Origin of the sequence: Bowmanella yangjiangensis (assembly GCF_018531185.1) — a bacterium.
Taxonomy (GTDB): Bacteria; Pseudomonadota; Gammaproteobacteria; order Enterobacterales; family Alteromonadaceae; genus Bowmanella; species Bowmanella yangjiangensis.
In genome coordinates this window covers 580,301-605,966 of sequence record NZ_JAHDJU010000003.1, presented here as the reverse complement: position 1 = coordinate 605,966, position 25,666 = coordinate 580,301, and the positions used below count along the sequence as shown (strand labels likewise).

The 25,666-nt window shown below is 49.4% G+C and carries 25 protein-coding genes and 8 tRNA genes; 21 read left to right on the top strand and 12 right to left on the bottom strand.

The window, feature by feature from the left end; genetic code table 11:
• Positions 1-182 precede the first annotated feature (182 nt).
• On the top strand, positions 183-404 hold the full coding sequence (locus KJY73_RS18400) for a hypothetical protein (protein ID WP_214345128.1): 222 nt from the start codon (positions 183-185) through the stop codon (positions 402-404).
• Positions 405-505: 101 nt separating this feature from the next.
• Here the strand turns inward: KJY73_RS18400 and KJY73_RS18395 are convergent.
• The 3 genes from KJY73_RS18395 to KJY73_RS18385 all read right to left on the bottom strand — a co-directional run bounded on the left by KJY73_RS18395 (position 506) and on the right by KJY73_RS18385 (position 794).
• Positions 506-581, bottom strand: a tRNA-Val gene (locus KJY73_RS18395).
• A gap of 34 nt (positions 582-615) precedes the next feature.
• A tRNA-Val gene (locus KJY73_RS18390) sits at positions 616-691 on the bottom strand.
• Positions 692-718: 27 nt separating this feature from the next.
• Positions 719-794, bottom strand: a tRNA-Val gene (locus tag KJY73_RS18385).
• 260 nt (positions 795-1,054) lie between these two features.
• On the opposite strand from KJY73_RS18385, the gene gltX reads away from it, so the two are divergent.
• From gltX to KJY73_RS18335, 10 genes are all read left to right on the top strand, one after another.
• Complete coding sequence (gltX, locus tag KJY73_RS18380; protein WP_214345127.1) at positions 1,055-2,458, top strand: glutamate--tRNA ligase; 1,404 nt, start codon at positions 1,055-1,057, stop codon at positions 2,456-2,458.
• Positions 2,459-2,534: 76 nt separating this feature from the next.
• A tRNA-Ala gene (locus tag KJY73_RS18375) sits at positions 2,535-2,610 on the top strand.
• Between the two features lie 140 nt (positions 2,611-2,750).
• Positions 2,751-2,826 (top strand) — tRNA-Glu (locus KJY73_RS18370).
• Between the two features lie 23 nt (positions 2,827-2,849).
• Positions 2,850-2,925 (top strand) — tRNA-Ala (locus KJY73_RS18365).
• 153 nt (positions 2,926-3,078) lie between these two features.
• Positions 3,079-3,154 (top strand) — tRNA-Glu (locus KJY73_RS18360).
• A 183-nt stretch (positions 3,155-3,337) separates the two neighbouring features.
• Positions 3,338-3,413 (top strand) — tRNA-Glu (locus tag KJY73_RS18355).
• Positions 3,414-4,082: 669 nt separating this feature from the next.
• On the top strand, positions 4,083-4,460 hold the full coding sequence (locus tag KJY73_RS18350) for a DUF2750 domain-containing protein (RefSeq protein ID WP_214345126.1): 378 nt from the start codon (positions 4,083-4,085) through the stop codon (positions 4,458-4,460).
• Positions 4,453-5,010 (top strand): DUF6942 family protein, encoded by a 558-nt coding sequence (locus KJY73_RS18345; RefSeq protein ID WP_332874229.1) that lies wholly within the window; start codon positions 4,453-4,455, stop codon positions 5,008-5,010. Before KJY73_RS18350 ends, KJY73_RS18345 begins: the two co-directional genes overlap by 8 nt.
• On the top strand, positions 5,003-5,413 hold the full coding sequence (locus KJY73_RS18340) for a SufE family protein (protein ID WP_214345125.1): 411 nt from the start codon (positions 5,003-5,005) through the stop codon (positions 5,411-5,413). The genes KJY73_RS18345 and KJY73_RS18340 overlap by 8 nt, the downstream gene beginning before the upstream one ends.
• A gap of 14 nt (positions 5,414-5,427) precedes the next feature.
• Complete coding sequence (locus KJY73_RS18335) at positions 5,428-6,858, top strand: DUF418 domain-containing protein (RefSeq protein WP_214345124.1); 1,431 nt, start codon at positions 5,428-5,430, stop codon at positions 6,856-6,858.
• On the opposite strand, the gene tcdA is transcribed toward KJY73_RS18335, so the two are convergent.
• On the bottom strand, positions 6,855-7,649 hold the full coding sequence (tcdA, locus tag KJY73_RS18330) for a tRNA cyclic N6-threonylcarbamoyladenosine(37) synthase TcdA (protein WP_214345123.1): 795 nt from the start codon (positions 7,647-7,649) through the stop codon (positions 6,855-6,857). The genes KJY73_RS18335 and tcdA overlap by 4 nt on opposite strands.
• Positions 7,650-7,919: 270 nt before the next feature.
• Between tcdA and KJY73_RS18325 the strand changes: the two genes are divergently transcribed.
• The 3 genes from KJY73_RS18325 to KJY73_RS18315 all read left to right on the top strand — a co-directional run bounded on the left by KJY73_RS18325 (position 7,920) and on the right by KJY73_RS18315 (position 12,068).
• A complete protein-coding gene (locus tag KJY73_RS18325) occupies positions 7,920-9,488 on the top strand; it encodes a methyl-accepting chemotaxis protein (protein WP_214345122.1) in 1,569 nt (522 codons plus the stop codon).
• A complete protein-coding gene (locus KJY73_RS18320) occupies positions 9,485-11,230 on the top strand; it encodes a putative bifunctional diguanylate cyclase/phosphodiesterase (protein WP_214345121.1) in 1,746 nt (581 codons plus the stop codon). The genes KJY73_RS18325 and KJY73_RS18320 overlap by 4 nt, the downstream gene beginning before the upstream one ends.
• Before the next feature lie 229 nt (positions 11,231-11,459).
• A complete protein-coding gene (locus tag KJY73_RS18315; RefSeq protein WP_214345120.1) occupies positions 11,460-12,068 on the top strand; it encodes a PEP-CTERM sorting domain-containing protein in 609 nt (202 codons plus the stop codon).
• A gap of 160 nt (positions 12,069-12,228) precedes the next feature.
• Here the strand turns inward: KJY73_RS18315 and KJY73_RS18310 are convergent, their stop codons facing one another.
• The gene (locus tag KJY73_RS18310) at positions 12,229-12,885 is read right to left on the bottom strand and encodes a CoA transferase subunit B (protein WP_214345119.1); all 657 of its coding nucleotides are present in this window, start codon (positions 12,883-12,885) and stop codon (positions 12,229-12,231) included.
• 10 nt (positions 12,886-12,895) lie between these two features.
• Positions 12,896-13,597: a CoA transferase subunit A gene (locus tag KJY73_RS18305; RefSeq protein WP_206593856.1), complete on the bottom strand. Its 702-nt coding sequence runs from the start codon at positions 13,595-13,597 to the stop codon at positions 12,896-12,898.
• A gap of 127 nt (positions 13,598-13,724) precedes the next feature.
• Between KJY73_RS18305 and KJY73_RS18300 the strand changes: the two genes are divergently transcribed.
• A complete protein-coding gene (locus tag KJY73_RS18300) occupies positions 13,725-14,636 on the top strand; it encodes a LysR family transcriptional regulator (protein WP_214345118.1) in 912 nt (303 codons plus the stop codon).
• Between the two features lie 34 nt (positions 14,637-14,670).
• On the opposite strand, the gene KJY73_RS18295 is transcribed toward KJY73_RS18300, so the two are convergent.
• Positions 14,671-15,438 carry a hypothetical protein gene (locus KJY73_RS18295; protein ID WP_214345117.1) on the bottom strand — a complete coding sequence of 256 codons (768 nt, stop codon included), beginning with the start codon at positions 15,436-15,438 and terminating at the stop codon, positions 14,671-14,673.
• A gap of 45 nt (positions 15,439-15,483) precedes the next feature.
• Positions 15,484-16,176 (bottom strand): sensor histidine kinase, encoded by a 693-nt coding sequence (locus tag KJY73_RS18290; protein ID WP_214345116.1) that lies wholly within the window; start codon positions 16,174-16,176, stop codon positions 15,484-15,486.
• Between the two features lie 203 nt (positions 16,177-16,379).
• On the opposite strand from KJY73_RS18290, the gene cysB reads away from it, so the two are divergent.
• A complete protein-coding gene (gene cysB, locus KJY73_RS18285; protein ID WP_206593860.1) occupies positions 16,380-17,354 on the top strand; it encodes an HTH-type transcriptional regulator CysB in 975 nt (324 codons plus the stop codon).
• A 416-nt stretch (positions 17,355-17,770) separates the two neighbouring features.
• Here the strand turns inward: cysB and KJY73_RS18280 are convergent, their stop codons facing one another.
• The 3 genes from KJY73_RS18280 to pabB form a co-directional block, all read right to left on the bottom strand.
• Positions 17,771-19,144: an L-serine ammonia-lyase gene (locus KJY73_RS18280; protein WP_206593861.1), complete on the bottom strand. Its 1,374-nt coding sequence runs from the start codon at positions 19,142-19,144 to the stop codon at positions 17,771-17,773.
• Between the two features lie 181 nt (positions 19,145-19,325).
• Positions 19,326-19,892, bottom strand: coding sequence for a CoA pyrophosphatase (locus KJY73_RS18275; RefSeq protein ID WP_214345115.1), 567 nt, complete (start codon positions 19,890-19,892; stop codon positions 19,326-19,328).
• 23 nt (positions 19,893-19,915) lie between these two features.
• Positions 19,916-21,304: an aminodeoxychorismate synthase component I gene (gene pabB, locus KJY73_RS18270; RefSeq protein WP_332874228.1), complete on the bottom strand. Its 1,389-nt coding sequence runs from the start codon at positions 21,302-21,304 to the stop codon at positions 19,916-19,918.
• A 176-nt stretch (positions 21,305-21,480) separates the two neighbouring features.
• Between pabB and KJY73_RS18265 the strand changes: the two genes are divergently transcribed.
• The gene (locus KJY73_RS18265) at positions 21,481-23,010 is read left to right on the top strand and encodes a fumarate hydratase (protein ID WP_206593863.1); all 1,530 of its coding nucleotides are present in this window, start codon (positions 21,481-21,483) and stop codon (positions 23,008-23,010) included.
• Between the two features lie 49 nt (positions 23,011-23,059).
• On the opposite strand, the gene KJY73_RS18260 is transcribed toward KJY73_RS18265, so the two are convergent.
• Positions 23,060-23,419, bottom strand: a complete 360-nt coding sequence (locus KJY73_RS18260; RefSeq protein WP_232848724.1) for an FKBP-type peptidyl-prolyl cis-trans isomerase — start codon at positions 23,417-23,419, stop codon at positions 23,060-23,062.
• Positions 23,420-23,558: 139 nt separating this feature from the next.
• Between KJY73_RS18260 and KJY73_RS18255 the strand changes: the two genes are divergently transcribed.
• The 4 genes from KJY73_RS18255 to KJY73_RS18240 all read left to right on the top strand — a co-directional run bounded on the left by KJY73_RS18255 (position 23,559) and on the right by KJY73_RS18240 (position 25,660).
• The gene (locus KJY73_RS18255; RefSeq protein ID WP_214345114.1) at positions 23,559-24,410 is read left to right on the top strand and encodes a DMT family transporter; all 852 of its coding nucleotides are present in this window, start codon (positions 23,559-23,561) and stop codon (positions 24,408-24,410) included.
• Between the two features lie 108 nt (positions 24,411-24,518).
• Positions 24,519-25,142 (top strand): 3'-5' exonuclease, encoded by a 624-nt coding sequence (locus KJY73_RS18250; RefSeq protein WP_214345113.1) that lies wholly within the window; start codon positions 24,519-24,521, stop codon positions 25,140-25,142.
• An 11-nt stretch (positions 25,143-25,153) separates the two neighbouring features.
• The gene (locus KJY73_RS18245) at positions 25,154-25,399 is read left to right on the top strand and encodes a hypothetical protein (RefSeq protein ID WP_214345112.1); all 246 of its coding nucleotides are present in this window, start codon (positions 25,154-25,156) and stop codon (positions 25,397-25,399) included.
• 63 nt (positions 25,400-25,462) lie between these two features.
• Positions 25,463-25,660 (top strand): hypothetical protein, encoded by a 198-nt coding sequence (locus KJY73_RS18240; RefSeq protein ID WP_214345111.1) that lies wholly within the window; start codon positions 25,463-25,465, stop codon positions 25,658-25,660.
• Positions 25,661-25,666: the final 6 nt, after the last annotated feature.

Here is a 25,666-nt window from a genome sequence, read left to right as displayed (position 1 = left end):
GGAAATTAAAACAGCACAGATTCTAGAACGTTATCTGCATTTCGGATAATCGGCAATGCCCGTGTTGGCGAAGGGAGCAGGTGGTGCTTGCACCGTATTACTGAAGATAAAATAAAAATTATGGTGGATGGTACTGGGTTCGAACCGGTGATGCCCGTGTTGGTAAAGGGAGCGGGTGGTGCTTGCACCGTATCACTGAAGACAAAATAAAAATTACAGATGGTGGACGGTACTGGGTTGGAGCCGGTGATGCCCGTGTTGGTAAAGGGAGCAGGTGGTGCTTGCACCGTATTACTGAAGATAAAATAAAAATTATGGTGGACGGTACTGGGTTGGAGCCGGTGATGCCCGTGTTGGTAAAGGGAGCAGGTGGTGCTTGCACCGTATCACTGAAGACAAAATAAAAATTATGGTGGACGGTACTGGGTTGGAGCCGGTGATGCCCGTGTTGGTAAAGGGAGCAGGTGGTGCTTGCACCGTATTACTGAAGATAAAATAAAAATTATGGTGGATGGTACTGGGTTCGAACCAGTGACCCCCGCCTTGTAAGGGCGGTGCTCTCCCAGCTGAGCTAACCATCCAGGGAGTATTGCTATTACATCTAGCAGAGATATATGGTGGATGGTACTGGGTTCGAACCAGTGACCCCCGCCTTGTAAGGGCGGTGCTCTCCCAGCTGAGCTAACCATCCAGAGAGATATTGCCTGCACAGAGAAGGTGGTGGATGGTACTGGGTTCGAACCAGTGACCCCCGCCTTGTAAGGGCGGTGCTCTCCCAGCTGAGCTAACCATCCATATTTCCTACCCGCCGTGCTGTGCTTGGCAAGTGGAGGCGTATTATAGGGAGGCGAGCTTAGCTGTCAACAGTAATTTTCCCGAAACGGTCCAAGTGAACAAAAACTCGTCATGGTGCTGTTGTTTGCGTCAATCTGGATAAAAGTTGCTCTGTTATTAACCGCTTAGGCAGATGGCTTTTCAACCGGCAAGGCCATAGGTTTCTGTCGTCAAGACTGGTAAAATACCGCCACTTTTGTTTGATAGGACAGCATAGAAGATGACAGTGGTGACCCGTTTCGCGCCCAGTCCAACAGGTTATTTACACGTAGGTGGCGCTCGCACTGCCTTGTATTCCTGGTTACACGCCAAAAACCAGGGAGGCAAATTCGTACTGCGGATTGAAGACACCGATATTGAACGTTCAACTCAGGAAGCCATTGATGCCATTTTAGAAGGGATGCAATGGTTGGGTTTGGACTGGGATGATGGCCCTTATTATCAAACCAAACGTTTCGATCGTTATAACCAAGTCATCGACAATTTGCTGGCCGAAGGTAAAGCTTACAAATGTTATTGCTCCCGTGAGCGATTGGATGCTCTACGTGAAGAGCAAATGGCTTCAGGACAGAAGCCCAAATATGACGGTAAATGTCGTCATGGTGTTGAGCAGGATGGTCCTTTTGTTATTCGCTTTAAGAATCCTCAGGACGGCTCGGTGATTATCAATGACCATATTCGTGGCCGTATCGAGATTGCCAATGCCGAATTGGACGATTTGATCATCCGTCGTACCGACGGCGCGCCAACCTACAACTTCTGTGTGGTGGTGGACGATTGGGATATGGGTATTACCCATGTTGTGCGCGGCGAAGACCATATCAATAATACGCCAAGACAGATCAATATTCTTGAAGCACTGAATGCGCCTTTGCCTGAATACGCTCACGTATCGATGATTTTGGGTGATGATGGTAAAAAGCTCTCTAAGCGTCATGGTGCGGTAAGCGTGATGCAGTACCGCGATGACGGATTTCTGCCACAGGCACTGCTTAATTATCTGGTGCGTTTGGGCTGGTCCCATGGGGATCAGGAAATTTTCAGCCTGGAAGAAATGATTAAGCTGTTCAGCCTGGATGCTATTGGTCAGTCAGCATCGGCCTTTAATACCGATAAATTGATTTGGTTGAATCAACATTACATTAAAACCTTGCCGGCAGCCGAGGTTGCTGAGTATGCCAAATGGCATTTTGAGCAGCAGGGCATTAATCTTGCCAATGGCCCGAGTCTGGAAGCATTACTGGCAATTCAGGGCGAACGGGTTAAAACCCTTAAAGAGCTGGCTGAGACCAGCCGTTATTTCTATGAAGAGTTTGAAGACTTTGATGAGAATGCGGCGAAGAAGCACTTACGTCCTGTCGCTAAAGAGCCTTTAGAGCTGGTTAAACAGAAATTACAGGAAATCAGTGACTGGAACCCGACTGCTATCCATGACGCCATCAATGCTACCGCAGAAGAGTTGGGTGTTGGTATGGGGAAAGTAGGTATGCCACTGCGTGTTGCAGCTACAGGCTCAGGGAACTCGCCGTCGCTGGATGTGACCTTAAACCTGCTAAAACCAGAGCAAGTTGCACAGCGTTTAGACAAGGCGCTCAATTATATAGCAAACAGATCGGAATCTTAAAAAAAGCGTTGACAGGGAATAGGGGCGTGCCTAGAATGCGCCCCGCTGTCACGGAACAGCGCCTGTTAGAGACGACGGGGCTATAGCTCAGCTGGGAGAGCGCTTGCATGGCATGCAAGAGGTCGGCGGTTCGATCCCGCCTAGCTCCACCAAGTCTCACTATGAAGGTTTGCGTTGGGTTGAAAGGTAACTTTCTACCGACAGAATTTGTAAGATAAAAGTGTCGCTCAGTTCGTTGGCTCACTTCGTCTTACAGAATTTTAGCGAAGCAGTGCTTCGCTGACAAAATTCTGTCCCCTTCGTCTAGAGGCCTAGGACACCGCCCTTTCACGGCGGTAACAGGGGTTCGAATCCCCTAGGGGACGCCACTTCATAGAATAACAGAAATCCAGGGGCTATAGCTCAGCTGGGAGAGCGCTTGCATGGCATGCAAGAGGTCGGCGGTTCGATCCCGCCTAGCTCCACCAAATTTTAGGTTGTGACAAAATGTCATAATCATTGCCAAGCCTAGTTGGCAAAGACAGAGAGTACTGTAAGAGAAGAATAATGCCGTTCAATTCGCATGGCTACGTTCACCTTACAGAAAATCTGCGAAGCTTGCTTCGCAAAGAAGATTTTCTGTCCCCTTCGTCTAGAGGCCTAGGACACCGCCCTTTCACGGCGGTAACAGGGGTTCGAATCCCCTAGGGGACGCCATATTCAGCTGACGGAAAAATCCGAAAGCAAAAGGAAGACTGCCAAGGCAGTAATAAGGAAATAGTTGCCAAGCCTAGTTGGCAGCGCAGAATTAAATTCAGTAAGGATAGTGCCGCTCAGTTCGCTGGCTCACTTCGCACTTACAGAATTTTAGCGAAGCGGTGCTTCGCTGACAAAAATTCTGTCCCCTTCGTCTAGAGGCCTAGGACACCGCCCTTTCACGGCGGTAACAGGGGTTCGAATCCCCTAGGGGACGCCATATAAAAAAATACCCTGGTCAGAAATGACCGGGGTATTTTTTTATATGCTGCATCCGCGCGGGATGCAGAGCCACTTGGGTTCGACTACAACGTCAGGAACGTTGTAGAACAGCCGTAGGCTGGCCCGCAGGGCGGAGGGCAGGAAGCCCGGAGTAATCCCCGGTTGAACACTTAGACAGTGCCAGCGATGACCGGGGTATTTTTTTATATGCTGTATCCGCGCGGGATGTAGAACCCCTTTGGGTTCGACTACAACGTCAGGAACGTTGTAGAACAGCTGTAGGCTGGCCCGCAGGGCGGAGGGCAGGAAGCCCGGAGTAATCCCCGGTTGAACACTTAGACAGTGCCAGCGATGACCGGGGTATTTTTTTATATGCTGAATCCGCGCGGGATGCAGAGCCCCTTGGGTTCGACTACAACGTCCGGAACGTTGTAGAACAGCCGCAGGCTGGCCCGCAGGGCGGAGGGCAGGAAGCCCGGAGTAATCCCCGGTTGAACACTTAGACAGTGCCAGCGATGACCGGGTTTTTTTTATATGCTGCATCCGCGCGGGATGCACAACCCCTTGGGTTCGACTGAATCGCAAAGCCTAGAACCCTGCATAGTCTGATTTTTTTCACCGAAAAATTCCGGCACAATATGTCCTAAAACCTAGAGTGGAACCAACCATGACACAGCCCCATACACCGGATGCACTGATAGATCAGGATCCTGAGACCCGTGCCGAGTATTGTTTTCAGTTATTACTGGACAAGCAACCACTATGGGGGCTGGAAGGCAAGTTGGGATGGGTAATGCTAAGCGCCGAAGGAGACGCCTGTACACCTCTGTTTCCTGACGCCCAAAGTGCCCAGCTGTGGGGAGCTCAGCAGTATCCAGAGTCTAAGCCCAAAATAATCCCTTTTGCACAGTTGCAACAGACATTGTTTTCCCAGTGGCAGCAAGACGAAGTGCTGCTGATGCTATTCCCTCTGGCGCAAGAAGAGGAGGGGATTATGGTTAAGGTGGAAGAATTGCTGGACGCACTGGCACAAGCGGGTGAGTAAAACCTTGCCCGTCACTGTGGGGCTTGGGGACACTAATGCCCTTATTAAAGTGTATATTGCCAACCGGCCCATGCCTTATCAGCATCTGTCTGTTTGCCAACCTTTAGTCAGTGGCGATATTGCCGAACTAGGCCAGGCCTGCGGCAATGGCTGGCGTAAGGTGTTTAATGTGTATGCCAAGCTGGTCTTTGCGCTGCAGGCGCAAGATATCAAACTAGCGTCGGGGACACCCAATTGGCAGCATTATCGCGACAATCACTTGCTACAAGCCAGCTCTGCAACGGCCCTTTTGTTTTCTCCGCCAGTTTTGGATGAGCAGCAGCAGGCCATACAGATTATCAGCGGCCGTACTTATGCCAATGCGCTGAACAAGCAGCAGAGTCTGGGACTTTTTTGGTTAACCCCTGAGTTCGCAGTAAATCCGCGTTATCGGCTATTTGTTTGCCCGTATTTTGATTATCGTCAACTGAGCAATGACAAGATTGGCTATTTACAATCTTTGCTTGGCGAATATTTAGCACAACCTTGTGGAGACACTGAATATGACTGAGCTGGCTGACAAGCTGCGCCAGACAACAGGATGGGACGCTCAAATGCGCGAGCTGATGCTGGCGGGGCGCGTTTTGCCATCGCCATCAGATGCGCTTTGCCAGCCTGAACATGAAGTGCCGGGCTGTGAGAGCCAGGTATGGCTTAGCTGCACCGTCAATTTACAAGGTTTGCTATCTGTGCAGGCGTGGTCAAACAGTAAGATTGTGCGGGGGTTATTAGCGGTATTGATAGAGTATGTGCAAAGCCATTCTATAGCCGAGATTCAATCACTGGATTTGGCCGGATATCTGGATACGCTTGGTCTTGGAAGGCACCTAAGCCAATCCCGCAGTAATGGCCTTAATGCCGTGATGTCAGCAATTAAAAGCCGGGCAATGGCGCTAAACTTAAACCAGCCATAGGCAAGGAGCCTGACATGGCACATCAGTTTGTCGATTCATCCGCTATTTCTTCCTCCCCAGGCCCTGTGGCCGACGCACAACGATTGGTCATTCTGGATATTTTACGAGGTTTCGCTTTGTGGGGGATCCTGCTGATGAATATCGAATGGTTTAACCGGCCGATATCTGAAATTGGCCAATGGGATGAGTCGCAGCAAGGCCTGTCTTTGGCGGCTGGTTGGTTCGTGCGGCTATTTATAGAAGGTAAATTTTATACCTTATTTTCCCTGCTATTCGGTATGGGCTTTGCGATTATGTTACGCCACGGCAAGGCGACTGGACGCGACTATTTTGCCTGGTTTTCACGGCGCTTGACGGTGCTTTTCCTGTTCGGTTTGCTGCATCTGGTGTTCCTATGGAGTGGCGATATTCTGCATAGCTATGCCATGGCAGGGTTTATCTTGCTGGGTATGGTGTGGTTGTTTGATAAGGGCTATCTGCAGGATTTGCAGCGGCCTCACAACCAGCTGCGCGTAGCGCTTTGGTGGCTTGGGGCGCCCAGTGTGCTGCTGTTGTTGGCAGCTTTACTGTTTAGTACTCAGGATACCGGCAATCAGCATGAGCAGGACTGGCAATACGAGCAGGCGGTAGAGGCCAGAGCTAAGCTGCTGATGTCAGGCGCGAAGCCTTTGCCTGTGGATGAAAACAGCACCGAGTTATCCGAGCCGGAGCTGCTCGAATTGGATGCCCGACTGCGCGCTGAGGAGCTTAAGCAAAATGCCCTTGAGCTTGAGCAGGAAATACAAGCTCTGGGGCAGGGGACATTTTTGCAAGCTAGCAAGTTCCGTTTGCAACAGGCAACAGCGGAGTTTCCGTTTAGCCTAATTAACATCCTGTTGGCGATCTTTCCGCTGTTTTTGCTCGGCTATGCGCTGCAGGGGAGCGGTATGATAGAAAATTATCAGCGCTATTCCAGAGTATGGAAGTTACTTTGCTGTGGGGGAATCGGCATAGGTTTGCCTTTGAGTTTATGGGCTCTGATACTTATGCAGGCTCCCAGGTTTGAGTTGGACTCCTGGTTAGGCGCGGTGGCCTATTCCCTGTACTATTTAAGCCAATATGTGTTGAGTGCCGGGTATCTGGGCGGATTGTTATGGCTTTGCAGTCAACCCCGTTGGTTGGCAAGGCTAAGTGGGCTTGCTGCCATGGGCAAAATGGCATTGACCCATTATTTAACCCATTCGTTGGTGCTGAGCCTGCTGTTTTTCGGTTATGGTCTGGGCTGGTATGGGCAAGTCGACAGAGCCTGGCAACTGCTTATTGCCCTTGCGCTGCTTATCTGCCAATTATTGATCAGCCCCTGGTGGCTAACGTATTTTCAGTTTGGGCCGCTCGAATGGCTATGGCGCTGCCTGACCTATAAAGCCTGGCAGCCCTTCAGAAGGGTAAAACCCGCAATGGATTAAGCCTGGGTTTGCCTCTGACAGCGCTCTAAGTATTTTTCAATACAACGTGCGGCGGCCACAAAACCGAAAGTTCCTGTTACGGCCACAGAGGCACCAAAGCCTGAGTTGCAGTCCAGCTTCATGCTGCCATCCGGAAATTGCTTAGCAGTACATACGCTGCCATCTTGCTGAGGGTATTTTAACTGTTCGGTGGAATACACGCAGTCCACCGAAAAGCGCCTTTTGGGATTGCTGGTAAATTTGTAATCGCGTCGCAATAGAGAGCGCACTTTGGCCGCCAGAGGATCCTGCACCGTCTTCGCCAGGTCAGCCACTTTGACCTGAGTGGGATCGGTTTGTCCACCCGCGCCGCCTATGGTCAGCACCGGTATTTTATTGCGCTTGCAGTGGGCTATCATGGCCGCCTTGGCTTTTACCGAGTCTGTGGCATCAATCACATAGTCGAACGTTTGCAGATAATCGCGGACATTCTCCGGTGTGACAAAGTCCTCAACACAATGTACCTGACATTGTGGATTAATCTGGCGGATGCGCTCCGCCATCACCTCGACCTTGCTTTGGCCGACGGTGTTTTGCAGTGCATGAATCTGACGGTTGGTGTTGGTGGTGCAGATATCATCCAGATCAATCAGGGTGAGTTCACCTACCGCCGTGCGCGCCAGCGCTTCTGCTACCCAGCATCCGACGCCACCTATGCCCACCACGCAAAAATGGGCCTGGCTTAACCATAGCGCCTGTTGGTTTCCGTATAACCGACTGGTACCGCCAAAGCGTTGGCTAAAATCACTCATTCACACACCACCCTAAGCTGTAGGGCGCGCACTATAGCACACTCTCTTTGTCCTCGGAAAAGTCGTTCTGGTGCCTAAATCAATCTATTGCATAAATATATAACCCTTTAGTTATTGTGGTCTTTTTTATAAAAACTTGATCTAGATCAAGTTTTGCGTGTGAGTCAGAGAATACTTTATTACATGAATTTAACATGTTCGTGCAGATCTAGTACGAACCTACATCGCTTTTTTCAGTTCCTTTAAATAATAATTATAGTAAGGATAGCTATGCGCAGAGGTGCGGCTGTAACGCAACAAGAAAAGCACTTTTCACCTGAACTCTATTTAATTACCACTACAGATCCCCGGGGAGTTATTACCTACGTTAATCAAGATTTTGTTGATGTGTCTGGCTACCAACAGGAAGAATTACTGGGCAAAAATCACAACTTAATCCGTCATCCTGATATGCCTAAAGAAGCCTTTGCTGATCTCTGGTCTACCATTCAGGCCGGTCGTTCATGGCGAGGTGTGGTTAAAAACCGCTGTAAAAATGGTGATCACTATTGGGTCGATGCTTATGTCACACCGGTTTTTTCTGAAGGGCGGATCGTCGAGTACCAGTCCATTCGGACGGCGCTGACAGAAGATCAGAAAAAACGAGCTGCGAAAGTTTATGCCAAATGGCCTTCACGCTTATCACCTGCTTGGCATTACGAATTGCCATGGGGTTGGCTATTGCCGCTTAGTCTGCCGGTAGCGAGTGCAGTGCAGGCATCCATCGGGCATGGTGTTGCTGCTTTGCTAACTTTGTCACTTTGGCCACTACTAGGTGTTTATGGCATTAAGCAAAATAGCGGTCATCGACAGATGAAAGCGCTGTTGCAACATGCAGAAATTAATCCTCTGATGGGATACATATACACAGGCAAGCGTGGAATCAGCGCTAATCTCAGCCATGCTTACGATTCGCAGCGAAAGGAATTAGAAGCGCTAATGGCCAGACTTAGCAATACAGCGGCACAGCTATTGGATGTTCGCAGTCAGGCTGCCAGTGATATCTGTCAGGCTGCTGATCTAAGCCTACAGCAACAGCAAAATATTGAAGCGCTATTGGATGATTTAGCCACTATGCTGCAGGCCCAAAATCAAACATCTGACTCGTCCCGCAGAACCAATGAATACTCCAGTCATGTCGAGAATGCTGCAAGGCAAGGCGAAGAGCAACTTAGCAATATGCGTCATGCTATGGCGCAGTTAAACGGTCAGTTGTTAGGGCTTCAGTCGGGTTTTAGTCAGGTCAACCACCAAAGTGGCAGTATTAGTCAGGTGGTCAATGTTATCCGAGAGGTGGCTGAGAAAATCAACCTGTTAGCGCTTAATGCTGCAATAGAGGCGGCCAGAGCGGGTGAGCAGGGACGAGGCTTCGCCGTTGTGGCAGACGAAGTCAGAGAACTGGCAAACCGCACTCAGCAATCTACAGAAGAGATTAGGAGTATTATTGACCAGCTGTTGCTGGCCGTTGATGCATCATCGGCGAGTATGGGGGAGGGAGCAAAGATGTCAGAATCAACTAATTTGGCTGTAGAAGAAGCGGTTACCTCTATTGCTGATATTCTCTGTGCTATCGGGGATATCAAGCAGCAGGCTCATCATACCGATCAGTCGACCTCTCGCCAGTTGGATACCTTAGAAGCATTAAATAAACGCGCCGATGACTTGTTTGAGCAAGCCAGATGTTCTGCCGCGGCGGCCAGCTCTGCGCAATTGAAAGGACAACAGTTGGGGGCCGATGTAGAGAAGCTGCATTTGCTGGCTCAGCATTTTTTGAGCCTGCAAAGAAGAGAGATGGTATGAATGAGTTAGCGATGTCCTTGCCTCGCTTTTCCGGGCAAGAAGCTATTGATGTATTACCTGATGTCGCGGATCTTTTGTTTAATGAAGCTAGTCAGGGGCTGATGTTAACTGATGCCAGTGCACGTATTGTTCGTGTGAATAAAACGTTTTGCCGAATCACAGGTTTTGCCAGTGAAGAAGTCATTGGCAAAACCCCTGCGCTGTTTCGCTCTTCCCAGCATCCGGCCTCATTTTATGAGGAAATGTGGCAGACCATATCTAAACAAGGTTGTTGGCAAGGTGAAATATGGAATCGCCGGCGAGACCATGCCATTTATCGTCAGTGGCTGAAAATCACGGAGATAAAAGACCAATCCGGTGAGGTTCGCTTCTACCTCGGGATGATGCAAGATCTCAGTGAACAGCCAACCCGGATAAGTCACTCATTCGACTTCATTCACTATGATCGCCTGACGGGGCTTGGCAGTCGGGAGATGTTGATCAATAGATTTCCTCAGGCCTTAGCACAATCTAAAGCAACACGAACTAAGCTTTTAATTCTTTGGATAGATGCCAGTCAACTGGGGCATATCAATGAACAGTATGGACTGACCATTGGCGATTTGGTGGTCAGGGTGCAGGGACTTCGGCTAAAAAAAATCATTGACGAGCAAGATACCCTGGTGCGTTTATACGCTGATGATTTTGTATTGCTTCATCAAAGTCGTGATGCATGCGCGGACATGCTTTGTGAAACAATTTTGGACGTATTGCGTCAGCCCATTAGTCTGGGGGATAAGCAAATCAGTTGCTGCGCCAGTATAGGCGTAGCATGTTTTCCACATGACTCTGACAAACGAGAGACGCTTCTTAACGCCGCTGAAATGGCCGTGCAAGATGCCAAACGCAGGGGAGGCAATTGTGTCGCCTATTATAATCCCTCGGATGGTCAGGCAAGTGTGCGCCGACATCAGATATTAAGGCGTCTATCCCAAGCGCTAGTTGACGATGATGATGCATTGCATTTATTTTTTCAGCCCAAGTGGAGCATGAATAGTCGTCACTTAACTGGTATTGAAGCGCTAATTCGCTGGCGTGATGTTGAGCTGGGCGATATATCTCCAGCTGAGTTTATTCCCATCGCAGAACAAAGTGACCTGATTATTAAACTGGACCGTTGGGTCGTTTTACAGCTTTGCAAACTGCTGCCGAATATGCGCGGTCAGAGTAGAGAGCTACCAATGCTGTCGATTAATTTGTCGGCCAGGCATTTATGTCAGCCAGATCTATGTGACTGGCTGCTGAGCTGTTTATCGGCCCATGGTGTGCGGCCTTGTGAATTGGAATTGGAAATCACAGAAACCGCATTAATGGACAACGAGGATAAGGCCAGCGAAATCCTGGTCGAGCTCAAAAGGCAAGGTTTCCATATTGCTTTGGATGATTTTGGTAGCGGTTACTCAAGTTTGAGTCACCTGAAAAACATGCCATTGGATACAGTGAAAATTGATCGCTCTTTGATTCAGGACCTCACCTGTAACAACAAAGCCTGCAGCATAGTTAAAAACCTGACGGCAATGGTTGCTGATTTATCGCTGAACCTAGTGGTCGAAGGTGTGGAAACCATAGAGCAACATGAGTTGCTCAGGCAACTTGGGTGCCAGCAATCTCAAGGGTATTTGTACGCCAGACCAATGCCCATGCAGGAACTCCTGGCACTATTAGCTTATCCTGCCTGGCATTTCAGCACAAAGCGCGAATAACATCGCTTTACTACATTTATCCCCTTGAAATAGGTGCAGCAGAGGAACTTTCGCGGTTTTCCTCTCTGCATCTATACTGTCAATATAATTTACATAATTCAGATAAGAAGACTTCACGTTATAAATAATATCCATAAAAAATAATTGGTTATATTTTGGTCTGAATCATGCTTAATTAAAAAGCACATGGACGTCAAAAGTTTTACATGAGGTAACTTACTTGAGGTTCATGATGTTTATGAAAGTGTTTGCCTTACTTTTTGCTGTTATCAGCTTATCCTGCCAAGCGTCACTCATCCGTGCCGATTTTCGTACTGAATCTAACCTACCTGATTTTGGGAATGGATTACCTCTGGTTTATCAGAGTCTTGACCAGCAAGTCGGGACTGGATTTGAATTAGATAGCGCTGACTTCTTACAAAACCCTGATGACTGGCAAGGCGGTGAAGTGTGGATAGACTATGATCCCTTGTCATCAGTTTTGACCTTGTTATCCCGAGATGACTGGGATTTTCAGACCTTTGATGCCTGGATCAGCAACATTGTGTTCTCCCAGGCTGGTGAAACTATCGCCAATATCGTACTCTTAACCAATAATCTGACGCAGGACGGTATTGTGCCTTTTATCAGCGTGACTGATAACAGCCTGCACATTAGCTACAGTGCCGGTTCTGATGTGTTTTTATTTAGTGGTGGCAGTGCAACTTTCAAGATAGAAACCTTGTTGTCACAAGGTGTGGTAACGGCTGCGGTGCCTGAGCCAGCATCTGTATTGTTGTTAATGGTCGGCGTGTGTGTGCTTGCTTACCGCCTAAACAAAAGAATCATTCTCCAATGACTTATGGCCCTGTTTAACAGGGCTTTTTTTTACCCTGGGTGCTTGAGCAGGGGAGTTACGCTTTTTAGAGATAATAAAGTTGGCATGGCTATCTGGTGCTGCCAGCTTGATAAAAAAAGCCAGCGTTGACGCTGGCCTTGATATGCTCGAACTCTATTGGTCAGAATTGCATTTCTGGAATATCGCCTTCAACGATAAGCTTACCAGCTGTTTTCTGCTTAATTTCCTCAACAGATACACCTGGGGCACGTTCGAGTAGGTGGAAAGCATTGTCACGAATTTCCAGCATAGCTAAATCGGTGATAATACGGTTTATGCAATTTACGCCGGTTAATGGCAGTGTACATTGCTCTAGCAGCTTTGAATTACCGTGTTTATCGGCATGAGTCATGGTAACGATGATATTTTTGGCGCCTGCAACCAAGTCCATAGCACCGCCCATACCTTTCACCAATTTGCCTGGGATCATCCAGGACGCAATGTTGCCATTTTGGTCCACCTCAAAGGCACCTAACACGGTAATATCCACATGGCCACCACGGATCATGGCAAAGCTTTCTGCTGAGCTGAAAATAGAAGCACCAGTACTGGCGGTAACAGTTTCCTTGCCCGCATTGATCATGTCGGCGTCCACCTGCTCTTCGGTTGGGTAAGGTCCCATTCCGAGTAAGCCATTTTCCGACTGCAACATCACTGTAATGCCTTGAGGGACATAGTTGGCGGCCAGGGTTGGAATACCAATGCCCAAATTGATATAGCTGCCGTCTTTAAATTCTTGCGCCACACGCATGGCGATTTGTTCTCTAGATAGGGCCATGTTGTTCTCCTTATGCGCTGCGAGTCACTTTGCGTTCAATGCGTTTTTCAAAGTTACCTTTAATAACGCGGTTGACATAAATACCAGGGGTATGAATTTGACTTGGAGGAATTTCCCCTGGCTCGACAATTTCTTCTACTTCTACCACGGTTATTTTGCCCGCGGTGGCGGCCATGGGATTGAAGTTTTGTGCAGTATGGCGGTAGACACAGTTGCCATAGCGGTCTGCTTTCCAGGCTTTGACAATGGCAAAGTCACCTGTAATAGATGGCTCAAGAATGTAAGGCCGGCCATTGAATTCGCGTACTTCTTTGCCTTCACCGACGGGGGTTCCGTAGCCTGTAGCAGTGTAGAATGCCGGGATGCCCGCGCCACCGGCGCGCATTTTTTCAGCCAGCGTACCTTGTGGTGTTAGCTCAACCTCTAGCTCGCCGTTGAGTAACTGTTTTTCAAACAGCGCATTTTCGCCCACATATGAAGCAATCATTTTGCGAATTTGCCGATCTTCCAGCAATATTCCCAAGCCAAAACCATCTACACCGCAGTTATTCGACACTACGGTCAGGCCACTTACGCCCATTTTCTTAATTTGTGCAATTAGGCCTTCAGGAATGCCGCACAGGCCGAAGCCGCCGGCGATCACCGTCATGTTGTCTTCCAGTCCGGCCATGGCCTCTTCGTAGCTGGACACCACCTTGTCAAAACCTGCCATCTGCTTCTCCTGTCTTATGATTGTTTGCCTGAATATCAGGTATAGCGTATCAGGCACTTGCCTCAGTATTGAGTAATGTTGTAAATATGTAAAATCAATTTAATTTAAGAATTAATTAATAATATTTATGAATGTGCAGGCGCCCAACAGCATCACAATTCGACAGTTACAAATTTTCGTTCAACTGGCCGAGAGCCGGTCTTTTGCTGAAGCAGCCCTTAGGCTGCATTTGTCCCAGCCAGCCTTATCCATTGCAATCCGTAAGTTTGAAGAGTCGGTGGGGGGCAGCTTGTTGTCGCGTAGTACCCGAATGTTGGAGTTAACGCCGGAGGGCCGGGCATTTTTACCTGTAGCACAGCGCCTATTACACGACTGGGATGAAGCCTTTACCGATTTACACAATTTGTTTGCCATGCAGCGAGGCAAGCTGACCATTGCGGCCATGCCGTCTTTTGCCAACAGCCTGTTGCCGCAAATACTTAAGCTGTTTCACCAGCAGCACGCCAATATCAATATCAGCTTATTGGATGTGGTGATGGAACGGGTCATGGAAGCCGTGTTGGATGGGCGGGCTGAGCTCGGCATTATCTTTGAGGCTCAGCATATGCCAGGACTTGAGTTTATGCCGCTTTGTGAAGACAGCTTTGTGGTGTTACTTAATCCAGAACACCGGCTAAGCCAGCTAAAATCACTGAGCTGGACTGATTTGCACGGGCAAAGTTATGTGGCGATGAACAGAGGGTCTACTATCCGGGCTTGGTGTGAAGAGGCCGTTAAACAGACGGATGCCCATATCAATATAGTTGCCGAGGCCAGTCAGCTATCTACGGTAGGGCAGTTGGTGGCGGCTGGTCTGGGGGTCTCTGTGGTTCCGGCCATTTGTCGTGAAGACATGTTACGCCGCGGACTTTGCTGCGTACCGCTGGCGCACTCGGGGCCAGCTAAACGTATTGGTGTGATTCGGCGCAGTCGAAGTAACTTGTCTGTGCCAGCCACGCATTTTTTGGCTCTGATATTTGAGCGTTTTGTGTTTGCTTAGCGGCAGAAATACCGACTGTGTATTTTCTGCCTTGTTACCATTTCTTCTTGGGCGCAAACAGCTCGTCTAAATCCGCTCGTTCTGAATCTTGCCGCTTAGCTCTGTCTGCGGCGTTGGCGTTACGTAGATTGTCTTTAATATTTTGCAACTGTTCTTCTAGCTCATGGCGCTTTTTGACAACGTATTCATCTGGATTGGGCTGGGCACTCAAGGCTGCAATAGCTTTCTCGTAGTATTGTCGTGCAGAGCCCAACATATTGCTCTGAATCGCACTTCGGGCTCGCTTGCCTAAGGTTTCGACATTGACTTTTAATTGCAGGCGCTCAAGGCGTTTGTCTTCTTCAATAAAGACATGGGTATCTACTTTGCCCTTAGAATTCTCTGAGCGCAACAAGGTACGAAGTTTCTTTATACCTTGTATTAACACTATGATTTGTTTGTCATTTTCTGGTAGCAGAAAGTGATCGCTCGGCGGCGCTAACTGCTCTGGCTTGGTGGCATCAACCCGTTCTTTGGCATCTTTGACCCGCTGCTTAATGTCCATGGCTTTGGGATTGAGCTCAAACATAGTCTGCAAGGCATTATGTACGCGCTTGTGTAATATCAGTATTAACTGCTGGGAAATTGGCATCTGCGCAGCAGCCATCAGCGCATCTTCTGTCTCGTCGACGATTGATTTCTGTTTAGCTAATTCGGCACGCTTTTCCGCTTCAACCTGCTCTTTATGCTGTTGAATGGCATTGATAACGATGGCCATAATGACCAAAGCAACAATCAAAATTATGATAGTGGGAAACAACATATACTTGTCACTTTTTTGTTATTGTAACTGCCTAGGCAGGGCATACTAAGGTAATCTCAGAGTAAATACACTGCCACCCAATACACCGCCGTTTTCCATGTGAATTGAACCTTGTCGGCCGTTATTATTATGAGCCTGAGCAATCATACGGGCGAAAAATAAACCCAGTCCTGTGCGACCGCTAGCAATGTCAAACTCGTGCATGGTGCTGTTGCCGGCTTGCAGCATACTCTCTGGATAACCCGGACCATCATCTTCAATACGAAAACACAAGTAACCTTCATCTTGAAAGGTACTGAGTTTCAACCGTTGTTTGCTGTATCGCATGGCGTTAATCAAGATGTCATTGAGCAGCACATTGATGAGATCTGCATCCAGGTACCAGGCAATATCTTCTTCGACGTCCACCTCTAACTGCATTTTCTTATTGGCAACATAGCCTTCGTTGGTTGCCAGCAAGTCATCAACAATGTCGCCAACATAATGTTCATCAACACTGATAGGCAAATTCTGTTTCTCTGCGCGATACAAGGATAACAGTTGCATCAGGCCGGTATTTAGTCGAAAAGCTTCATATTGCAAGCTCGCCAGATTTTCGCTGATCTGTGGATTCGCCTCGGGCATCATCTGGCTGAGATTTTCAATGGACTGCAATAACAGACACAGAGAATTTTTCATGTCGTGTACCCCGGCTGCCAGTACAGACGAGAAATCGATCAGCTTCGATGAGGTTGGCATAGTCACTACTACCCGGAAAAGATGTTCTGATTTATACCAATAATGCACCGGCAGGGAAAGCCAATTGCCTGGCCTGCCAATTGGTTATCGTCCATAAATGAAGAAAATCCCGGTATTTATCTAAAATTTTATGGAATTAATTTTCCCATCAGTATATATATTTTGCATATAAACAACCGCGCAAACGATGGCCCGCTCACCAGATGAAACTACAGCAACTCAGATACATAGTCGAAGTTCTCAATAATAACCTGAATGTGTCCGCCACAGCAGAGAGTTTATTTACCTCTCAGCCTGGCATTAGTAAACAGGTGAGGATGCTCGAAGATGAGCTGGGGGTGCAGATCTTCGGACGCAGTGGCAAGCATCTGACCCATGTGACCGAAGCGGGCAAAGATGTGATCAATATCTCTCGTGAGATTCTGGCCAAGGTAGAAAGCATCAAAGCTGTCGCCAGGGAACATACGCTGCCAGATCAGGGTAAACTGAATATTGCTACGACCCATACCCAGGCCCGTTATGCTCTGCCTGGTGTGATTAAAGGCTTTATGGGCAAATATCCGCGGGTGTCACTGCATATGCATCAGGGCACACCCTCACAAATCAGTGATTTGGCCGCTAAAGGTGAAGCAGATTTTGCTATCGCTACTGAAGCCTTGCATTTGTACAATGATTTGGTGATGTTGCCTTGCTATCACTGGAATCGCAGTATCATTGTTAATCGTGAGCACCCGCTGGCAAAGCGTACCTCAATCGCTATTGAAGATATCGCCGACTACCCGCTGGTAACTTATGTGTTCGGTTTTACCGGCCGCTCTGAGCTGGATGACGCCTTTAACCGCGCAGGGTTAGAGCCTAAAATTGTGTTTACCGCCACCGATGCTGATGTAATCAAAACCTATGTACGTTTAGGGGTAGGAATTGGTGTGATTGCATCTATGGCACTGGATGAAAAGTTGGATGCCGATCTGGTCAAGATTGATGCCAGCCATTTGTTCCAATACAGCACCACTAAGATTGGCTTCCGCAAAGGTTCATTCCTGCGTAGCTATATGTATGATTTCATTGAGCGCTTTGCGCCGCACCTAACCAAAGATGTGGTAGAGAAAGCCATGATGCAGAAAAACAACGACGATATTGAGCGGATGTTTAAGGATCTCACCTTGCCGGTGAAGTAAGTCAGAGCTAAATTTTTACGCCGAGGGGGAGACATTTATGTCTCCCCCTCGCATTTTCAAGCCCGGTAAAGAAACGGCTTAACATTCGATGATATTAACCGCCAATCCGCTGCGCGCCGTTGAGCAATTTACGCTGCAGCCCTTCCCTGTGCCGCAGCTTGTCCATCCGCCTTCGCCCTGGCGATAAAGTGTGATTTATCTTGGGCTACGGCGGCTGGCCGGGCATCCTGCCCGGAAAAGAAACGGCTTAACATTCGATGATATTAACCGCCAATCCGCCTATTGCCGTTGACCAATTTACGCTGCAGCCTGTCCCTGTGCAGCAGCTTGTCCATCCGCCTTCGCCCTAGCGATAAAGTGTGATTTATCTTGGGCTACGGCGGCTGGCCGGGCGTCCTGCCCGGTAAAGAAACGGCTTAACATTCGATGATATTAACCGCCAATCCGCCGCGCGCCGTTTCTTTGTACTTAGATTTCATATCGTTGCCGGTGTCCCACATGGTCTTAATGACTTTATCCAGTGACACTTTATGCTCGCCGCTGCCACGCATGGCTAATCGCGCGGCATTGATCGCTTTGATTGAACCCATGGCGTTGCGCTCAATACAAGGTACTTGTACCAGGCCACCCACCGGGTCGCAGGTCAGACCTAAATTGTGTTCCATACCGATTTCAGCGGCATTTTCCACTGCTGCGACACTGGCCCCGAGTATCTCTGTTAATGCGCCCGCGGCCATAGAACAGGCTACGCCCACTTCACCCTGACAGCCCACTTCAGCACCTGAGATGGAGGCATTCTTTTTATACAAAATACCTATTGCCGCCGCAGTAAGCAGGTAACGTACTGCTGTGTCTTCGTCCACCGGACGGACAAATTTGTCAAAGTAGCAAAGTACGGCGGGGATAATACCGGCAGCGCCATTGGTGGGGGCAGTTACCACCCGGCTACCTGCTGCATTCTCTTCATTGACGGCCAAGGCAAACAGATTCACCCAGTCCATGGCGGCCATGGGATCTGCGCTTTTTTCGTTTTGCAGTTTACGGTAGAGATCTGGTGCACGGCGTCTGACTTTCAGGCCGCCTGGCAAAATTCCTTCGGTCATTTTGCCTTTTTCTACGCACGCCGCCATGACCTGCCAGATATGCCAAAGCTTGGCGCGAATTTCTTTTTCACTCTGAAACACCTGCTCATTTTTCAGCATTAGGGTGCTGATGCGCATGCCATGTTCTTTGCAATGTGCCATTAGCTCTGCAGCCGTTTCAAAAGGAAAGGGCACGGGTTGTTCGTCATGTTTCAGCGCAGTGGCTTTCTCATCCTCGAAATCTTGTTCCTTGATAATAAAGCCTCCGCCAATACTGTAATACGTTTGGCTGGCTAGCAATTCCTCGCCCTGATAGGCAAAAAACGTCAGGCCATTGGAATGCAGTTTAAGGGTTTTGCGACGGTGGAAAACAATCGCCCCTTCTCGCGGAAAACTTACCCGTTTTTCACCACCCAGATTAATCTGCTGAGTCTTGTCTATCTCAGCCAGCATGGAATCGACCTCATCCACATCAACGGTTTCAGGTTCATGGCCGAGTAAACCCAGAATAACGGCTTTGCCGGTGCCGTGACCTTTACCTGTTTGACCCAAGGAGCCGTAAAGCTCGGTTTTGACAAAATCAGTGCGCTCAAACAGACCCTGATCCTTAAGATCCTGCAAAAAGGCTTTGGCCGCTCGCATAGGGCCAACTGTATGGGAGCTGGATGGGCCGATGCCGACACTGAACATGTCAAATACACTGATCATAGGGTTCTCATTTTAAAATTCTTGTAACTGTCCAATATTGACTATTCTGGTCAATCTGACAAACAGACAAAAGTAATGCCCCGGATTAGAAAAGTTAATCTGATGTAAAGTTTTCTGGCTAAAAGTCAGGCTGAGGCGATAGAACACCAAGAGACAAGGCACTGCAGCTGATACAGTTTGGTTACTCCAGATGATTGGCCAGATTGCGTACAAATGCCGCGGTGGCTCCCCAGATATGTTGATTCTGCCAGTGAATAAAATAAATTGGGTGGGGCAGGCCGCGGCGCTCAGCTAAGTGAATCATATGATTTTGTTTGTTCATCAGATAGCTCAGTGGCACTTCAAATACCGAAGCCACTTCATTGTGATCGGGTACTAACACCTTGGGGGGGCGCAATAGTCCGATGAAAGGTGTGACTTCATAGCCGCTGACCGTGCGATAGCGGGGGAGTTGCCCGACAATGTCTATGTTGCTGGTATCTATGCCAATTTCTTCACGAGTCTCACGCAGGGCTGTATCCAGTAAATCCGTGTCATTGGGTTCTTGCCGTCCTCCGGGAAAGCTGACTTGACCTGCATGGTGTTTAAGATGACTGGCCCTGCGGGTAAACAGTAATGTCAGCTCTTCACGTTCAATAATGGGCATGAGCACAGCGGCAGGGCAGCCAGGTTTTCTCAGTGGAAAATCAGCCTCGCCTTCTACCTGGCGGGCATGATGGAATCGGTTTAGAAACTCACTTTTGCGCATAAGTTATGGATGACTCCCCGAGACTACTCCTTGTCTGAACTGCAGTGTTTGGAAACGGTTGCTAATACAGGCAGAATTTTATTCACTTTATGCAGGGTCTCCTGATATTCAGCGTACGGCTGCGAATCCAGCACTATACCACCCCCTGCCCAGCAGTGAATGTGTTGATTTTCACATATCAGCGTACGTATGCAGATGCTGGTGTCCATACGACCCTGGGCGGATAAATACCCAATACTGCCGCAATACAAATGACGGCGATGGGGTTCCAGCTCCTCAATTACTTGCATGGCGCGTATTTTCGGGGCGCCGGTAATAGAGCCACCGGGAAAAGCGCCGCGCAACAAATCCATAGCAGACGCCTCAGGATTCAGCTTTCCCTCTACGGTGCTGACCAAATGGTGCACGGCCGGGAAGCTTTCAATATCAAACAGCTTAGGCACTGTTACCGAGCCACTTTGGCAGTGCTTGCTTAAATCGTTGCGCAGCAGGTCCACAATCATCAGATTTTCGGCCCGGTCTTTGTCAGCTTGACGTAATTCGTCGGCAAGGAGGGCATCCTGAACTGCGTCCAGGTGTCTGGGGCGAGTGCCTTTGATCGGCTTGGTTTGCACCTTATCGCCGTCTACTAATAAAAATCGTTCAGGTGACAAACTCAAAATTGCGGTGTTGGCTAAACGCATAAAGGCCGAAAAGGGCGCCTGATTACTGGCGCGCAGGGTCAAATAGGCCTGCCACTCATCACCCTCGTAGGGGGCGCTAAAGCGCTGCGCCAAATTTACCTGATAACAATCACCTGCCAGCAGGTAGTCATGAATGCGCGCCAACTTTTGCAGATATTCAGCCTCGCTCATATTGGCCTGCCAGCCACCGGTTAAGCTAAATTCACTGGCGCTCTCTGCTGGCTTATCTATCAGTGCTCTCAGTTCCTTTGCACTGGGTGTTGGGTAGTCAGGGTGTGCATAAAGCCGGGTCTGGCCAGTGTGGTTATCCCTTACCAGCGCCCAGCTATAAAAGCCTACCGCCATATCCGGCGCCTGAATATCTTTCTCTGCTTGCGCGGGCAGGGCTTCAAAACAGCGGCCCAGGTCGTAGCTAAAGTACCCCGCCGCACCGCAGGTAAAAGGCGCATCCAGGGGAGGGACATCACCGAATAGTGCATGGTTTAAGTCTTCCACCAGACTGAGAGGGTCGCTCTTTTGGGTTTCAACACTGTCAGTACTGCGTTGCCATATCTGACTGGTACCTTCAAAGGTTTGAATAGTGGCAACCGGGTCGGCCAACAGTATGTCGTAGCGGCCGTTTTCATGCTGGCTTTGCGCAGAGTCCAACAGAATTGCCCAGGGCTGGTCGGCAAAATGCGCGAACAGGCGCAGAATTGGTAAGTTATCAGGTAGTAAAGTGGTATTCACAACATTCCCAAAAAGGCATGAGATCCAGACCAAAGGCTAATCAGATACAGGCTATCCGGCCTTGGTCGCCGCGGCTAATGGGAGTATCATACTGCAACAACAAGAAAGACCAAGCAGGTAGCCGCATTGACGGTTACCGAGTGTGTAAAAATCAGACAACGCGATGAGGCAAAAGCATGGCTGTGATTCGTCAGCAGGATTTTATTGATAGCATCGAAGATGCCCTACAGTTTATCTCCTATTACCACCCGCTGGATTATGTGAAGGCGGTTGAGAAGGCCTACGAAAAAGAACAAAGCCAGGCCGCCAAGGATGCCATGGCGCAAATCCTGATTAACTCCCGTATGTCTGCCGAAGGCCACCGCCCGCTTTGTCAGGACACTGGCATTGTGACCTGTTTTGTCAAAATCGGTATGGGTGTGCAGTGGGATAAAACCGATATGACAGTGCAGCAGATGGTGGATGAAGGCACTCGCCGTGCTTATACCAATCCCGACAATCCGCTGCGCGCTTCAATTGTGGCCGACCCGGCAGGTAGCCGTAAAAACACCAAAGATAACACCCCTTCAGTGGTGCATATCGACATGGTGGAAGGTGACCATATCGAGGTGATGATCGCGGCCAAAGGCGGCGGTAGCGAAAACAAATCCAAGATGGTGATGTTAAACCCCAGCGATGATATTGCCGAGTGGGTAGTCAAAACTTTACCCACTATGGGGGCCGGTTGGTGTCCACCTGGCATGTTAGGTTTGGGTATTGGTGGCACAGCAGAAAAAGCCGCGGTGCTGGCCAAAGAAAGCCTGATGGACCCGGTGGATATCCATGAACTGATGGAACGTGGCGCCGAGACCACCGAAGAAAAACTGCGCCTGGATATATTCAATAAAGTTAATGCCCTAGGCATTGGTGCACAGGGGTTGGGCGGTCTGACCACCGTGGTGGACATTAAAATCAAGTCTGTGCCTACCCACGCAGCGTCTAAACCTGTGGTGATGATCCCTAACTGTGCGGCTACCCGCCACGTGCATTTCCATTTGGATGGCAGCGGCCCCGCCGAGCTAACCCCGCCTAAACTGGAAGACTGGCCACAAGTGACCTGGGAAGTGGGGGCGAATACGCGCCGCGTGAATCTGGATACCGTCACCAAAGAAGAAATTCAACAGTGGAAGTCCGGTGAAACTGTGTTGTTGTCAGGCAAAATGCTGACCGGTCGCGACGCTGCGCACAAACGTATTCAGACCATGCTGCAAAACGGCGAAGGCCTGCCAGAAGGGGTAGACCTGACCAATCGCTTTATTTACTACGTGGGTCCTGTGGATGCCGTGGGTAACGAAGTCGTTGGCCCCGCAGGCCCGACTACGGCGACCCGTATGGATAAGTTTACCGATATGATGCTGGAGCAAACTGGTCTTATCGGTATGATTGGTAAAGCCGAGCGCGGTCCTGCCACCGTCGAGAGCATTGCCAAGCACAAAGCCGTGTATTTGATGGCTGTGGGCGGCGCCGCTTATTTGGTGTCTAAGGCAATTAAGAAGTCCCGTGTGGTGGCCTTTGAAGATTTGGGGATGGAAGCTATCTACGAATTTGAAGTGGAAGATATGCCGGTGACCGTGGCGGTGGACAGCCAGGGCAGTAATGCCCACCAGACCGGCCCTGCCATCTGGAAAGCCAAAATTGAAGAACTGGACGCAGCATTGTCCAAGTAAAGCAAACTGATAAAGGCGTCTTTGGACGCCTTTATTCTACCTATCTTATCTAGTCATCCCGGGTTAGCACTTCCAGTAGCTCAATTTCGAAAATCAGGTTGCTGTTGGCAGGGATCTTGTCGCCGACTTGTCTCTCGCCGTAGGCCAGTGTCGCCGGTACCCACAGCTTGCGTTTACCGCCAACCTGCATACCTTGCATTCCTTGGAACCAGCCTTGGATCACTTTGTTAGCGGAGAGTACGGTCTGAAACGGGCGACCTTTATCGTAGGACGAATCAAATTCGCTGCCATCTTCCAGCCACCCGCGATAATGGGCGGTAATCAGCGCCCCTTTGACTGCCGTTTTGCCACTACCGGTTACCAGATCTTCAATTTTTACGCTGTCTGTCACGCCACTTCTCACTTGCATGGATCGCCAAAAACCGCAGCTTACGTGCATGTGTCTGCATTTTCTAGCTGAGGTGCCGTGATTGAGTGCTTATACCTCAACTTGGTGTGCCGCAAAAATGGCTATATGCTGTTGCCTTGATTGGTCGCCGACGGCTTTTATGTTGAAACTTTTTTTGCTCACAACTTTGGCGTTGGTGGCCTTTGCTGGCAATTCGGTGCTAAATCGTCTGGCGTTGCTGGACGGCGGTACCGATGCGGCCAGTTTTACTGCAATTCGACTGTTATCTGGTGCGCTGGTTTTGCTGCTGATTGCCTCGGCAAGAACCGGAACAGCGGAGGTTCTCAAACGCGGCAGTTGGCTGTCTGCAGCCATGTTATTTATCTATGCAGCAGCCTTTTCTTATGCCTACCAATGGCTTGAAACCGGCATTGGCGCGCTTATCCTGTTTGGTTTTGTGCAACTTAGCATGCTAGTAATGGGTATGTTGACCGGCCAGCGGCCGAAAAAACTCGAGTTGCTGGGCATGCTGGTAGCCATGGCGGGGCTGGGGTACTTACTGGCACCTGACAAATGGCAGCCGGACCCTTTGGGTTTTCTTTTGATGGCCACTGCTGGCAATGCCTGGGGCTGTTATACCTTGCTGGGTAAGGGCACCAAACAGCCGCTCAATGACACAGCAATGAATTTTGTTCGCGCCGCGCCGCTGGTAGCGATTCTGATGCTCTTTAGCTGGCACCATATGCAGGTGTCAGATAGCGGCGTGGTATTGGCGCTACTCTCCGGCATTCTTGCCTCGGGGATCGGCTATGCCATCTGGTATGCGGCCTTGCCACTGTTACCTGTATCGCTGGCGGCGTCCTTGCAGTTACTGGTCCCCTTACTGGCAACGGCGGGGGGAGTGGTATTCAGCGCTGAGCAGGTGTCAGTGAAACTGATGTTATCCGCGCTATTGATTTTGGGCGGTATCGCATTGGTGGTTAGAGCGCGAAACTTGCCTAAAGCCAGCTAAGCATCCCCCTCAGGGAGAAAGTATGCAGGTCCCTTACATCAGCAGATTTTTGCCCTTGCTAAGCTTTGGCTAAATCCGCTAGGCTGCAAAAAAACACAGGGATGGATTATGCAGCCTCATTCTTATCTCACAAGGCCTTCCAAACAGCAGATACGGGAACTGCCTCCCTTCGCTGGCCTAACACCCAAGAACATTCATATGCTGACCAGCGGCAACCAAGTGGCGGCGGCTTGCCAAGTGTTGGAGCAGGCCGATGTGCTGGGCTTTGATACGGAGAGCAAGCCAAGCTTTGTAGCCAATCAGTCCACTGGCGGCCCACATTTGCTGCAACTGGCTACCGATAAAGAGGCGTTTTTATTTAGCGCTGCCTTACTTGAGGGAAACGCTCACCTGGCGACAATTATTCAGGCCGAACATATTCTTAAAGTGGGCTTTGGTCTTCGCTCTGACAGAGGGCCTTTGCAGCATAAATTGGGGGTGGCACTTAAACCTTGTGTGGACCTGGCCAAGGTTGTGAAATCACTGGGTTATAAAGATCAGGTTGGGGTGCAGGCGGCCGTGGCTATTGTGCTTAAACAGTATCTGCCTAAGTCTAAACATCTGTCCACATCCAACTGGGCGCGTTTGCCCTTATCTGAGGCACAGATTGCCTACGCAGCCAATGACGCTTACGCCAGTTTATGTGTGTACCGGCATTTGCTACGCGCTTCTCCACAGCTTTTTAACACCTAACCTGGCGAAGCATGATGGCACTCAGGCAGGTTATCTTAAACTGGGATGGAAAAAGCTCGGACTATCTTGCCGGGGTTTACCTAAACCTTGCCTGCCAGGCTGACGCTATTACCCAACTGGTTAAATTGATGGCCGAGCCTGCTTGCCAACCCGGCGCCAGTTGGCTACTAAAGCAACATCTCGCTCATCTACAAGAACTGACTCCAGTGCAGCAAAACCGTTTACTGGATATCTTTGTTGCGCTGGACTGTTGGTAGACACAACTGCACCTTTTGCAATGCTTTGCGGCTTTTATCGTTGATGCTTCTCGCAAAACAGCAGTGGAAGCTAAGTTGCGTTGGGGGCTCAGCCATAGCAACAAATTTGTGCGAGCCTGGTCTTTTCACGGCCTTTTTTACTTGGCAAAGCAGTATCCTGATATGCAGGACGAGGTCACGCAGTTGCTGGAGACGGCGCTGGTTGATGAGCCTGCGTCAGTCAAAGCCAGGGTACGCAGCTTGTTAAAGCTAGGTTTTTAGTGCGTT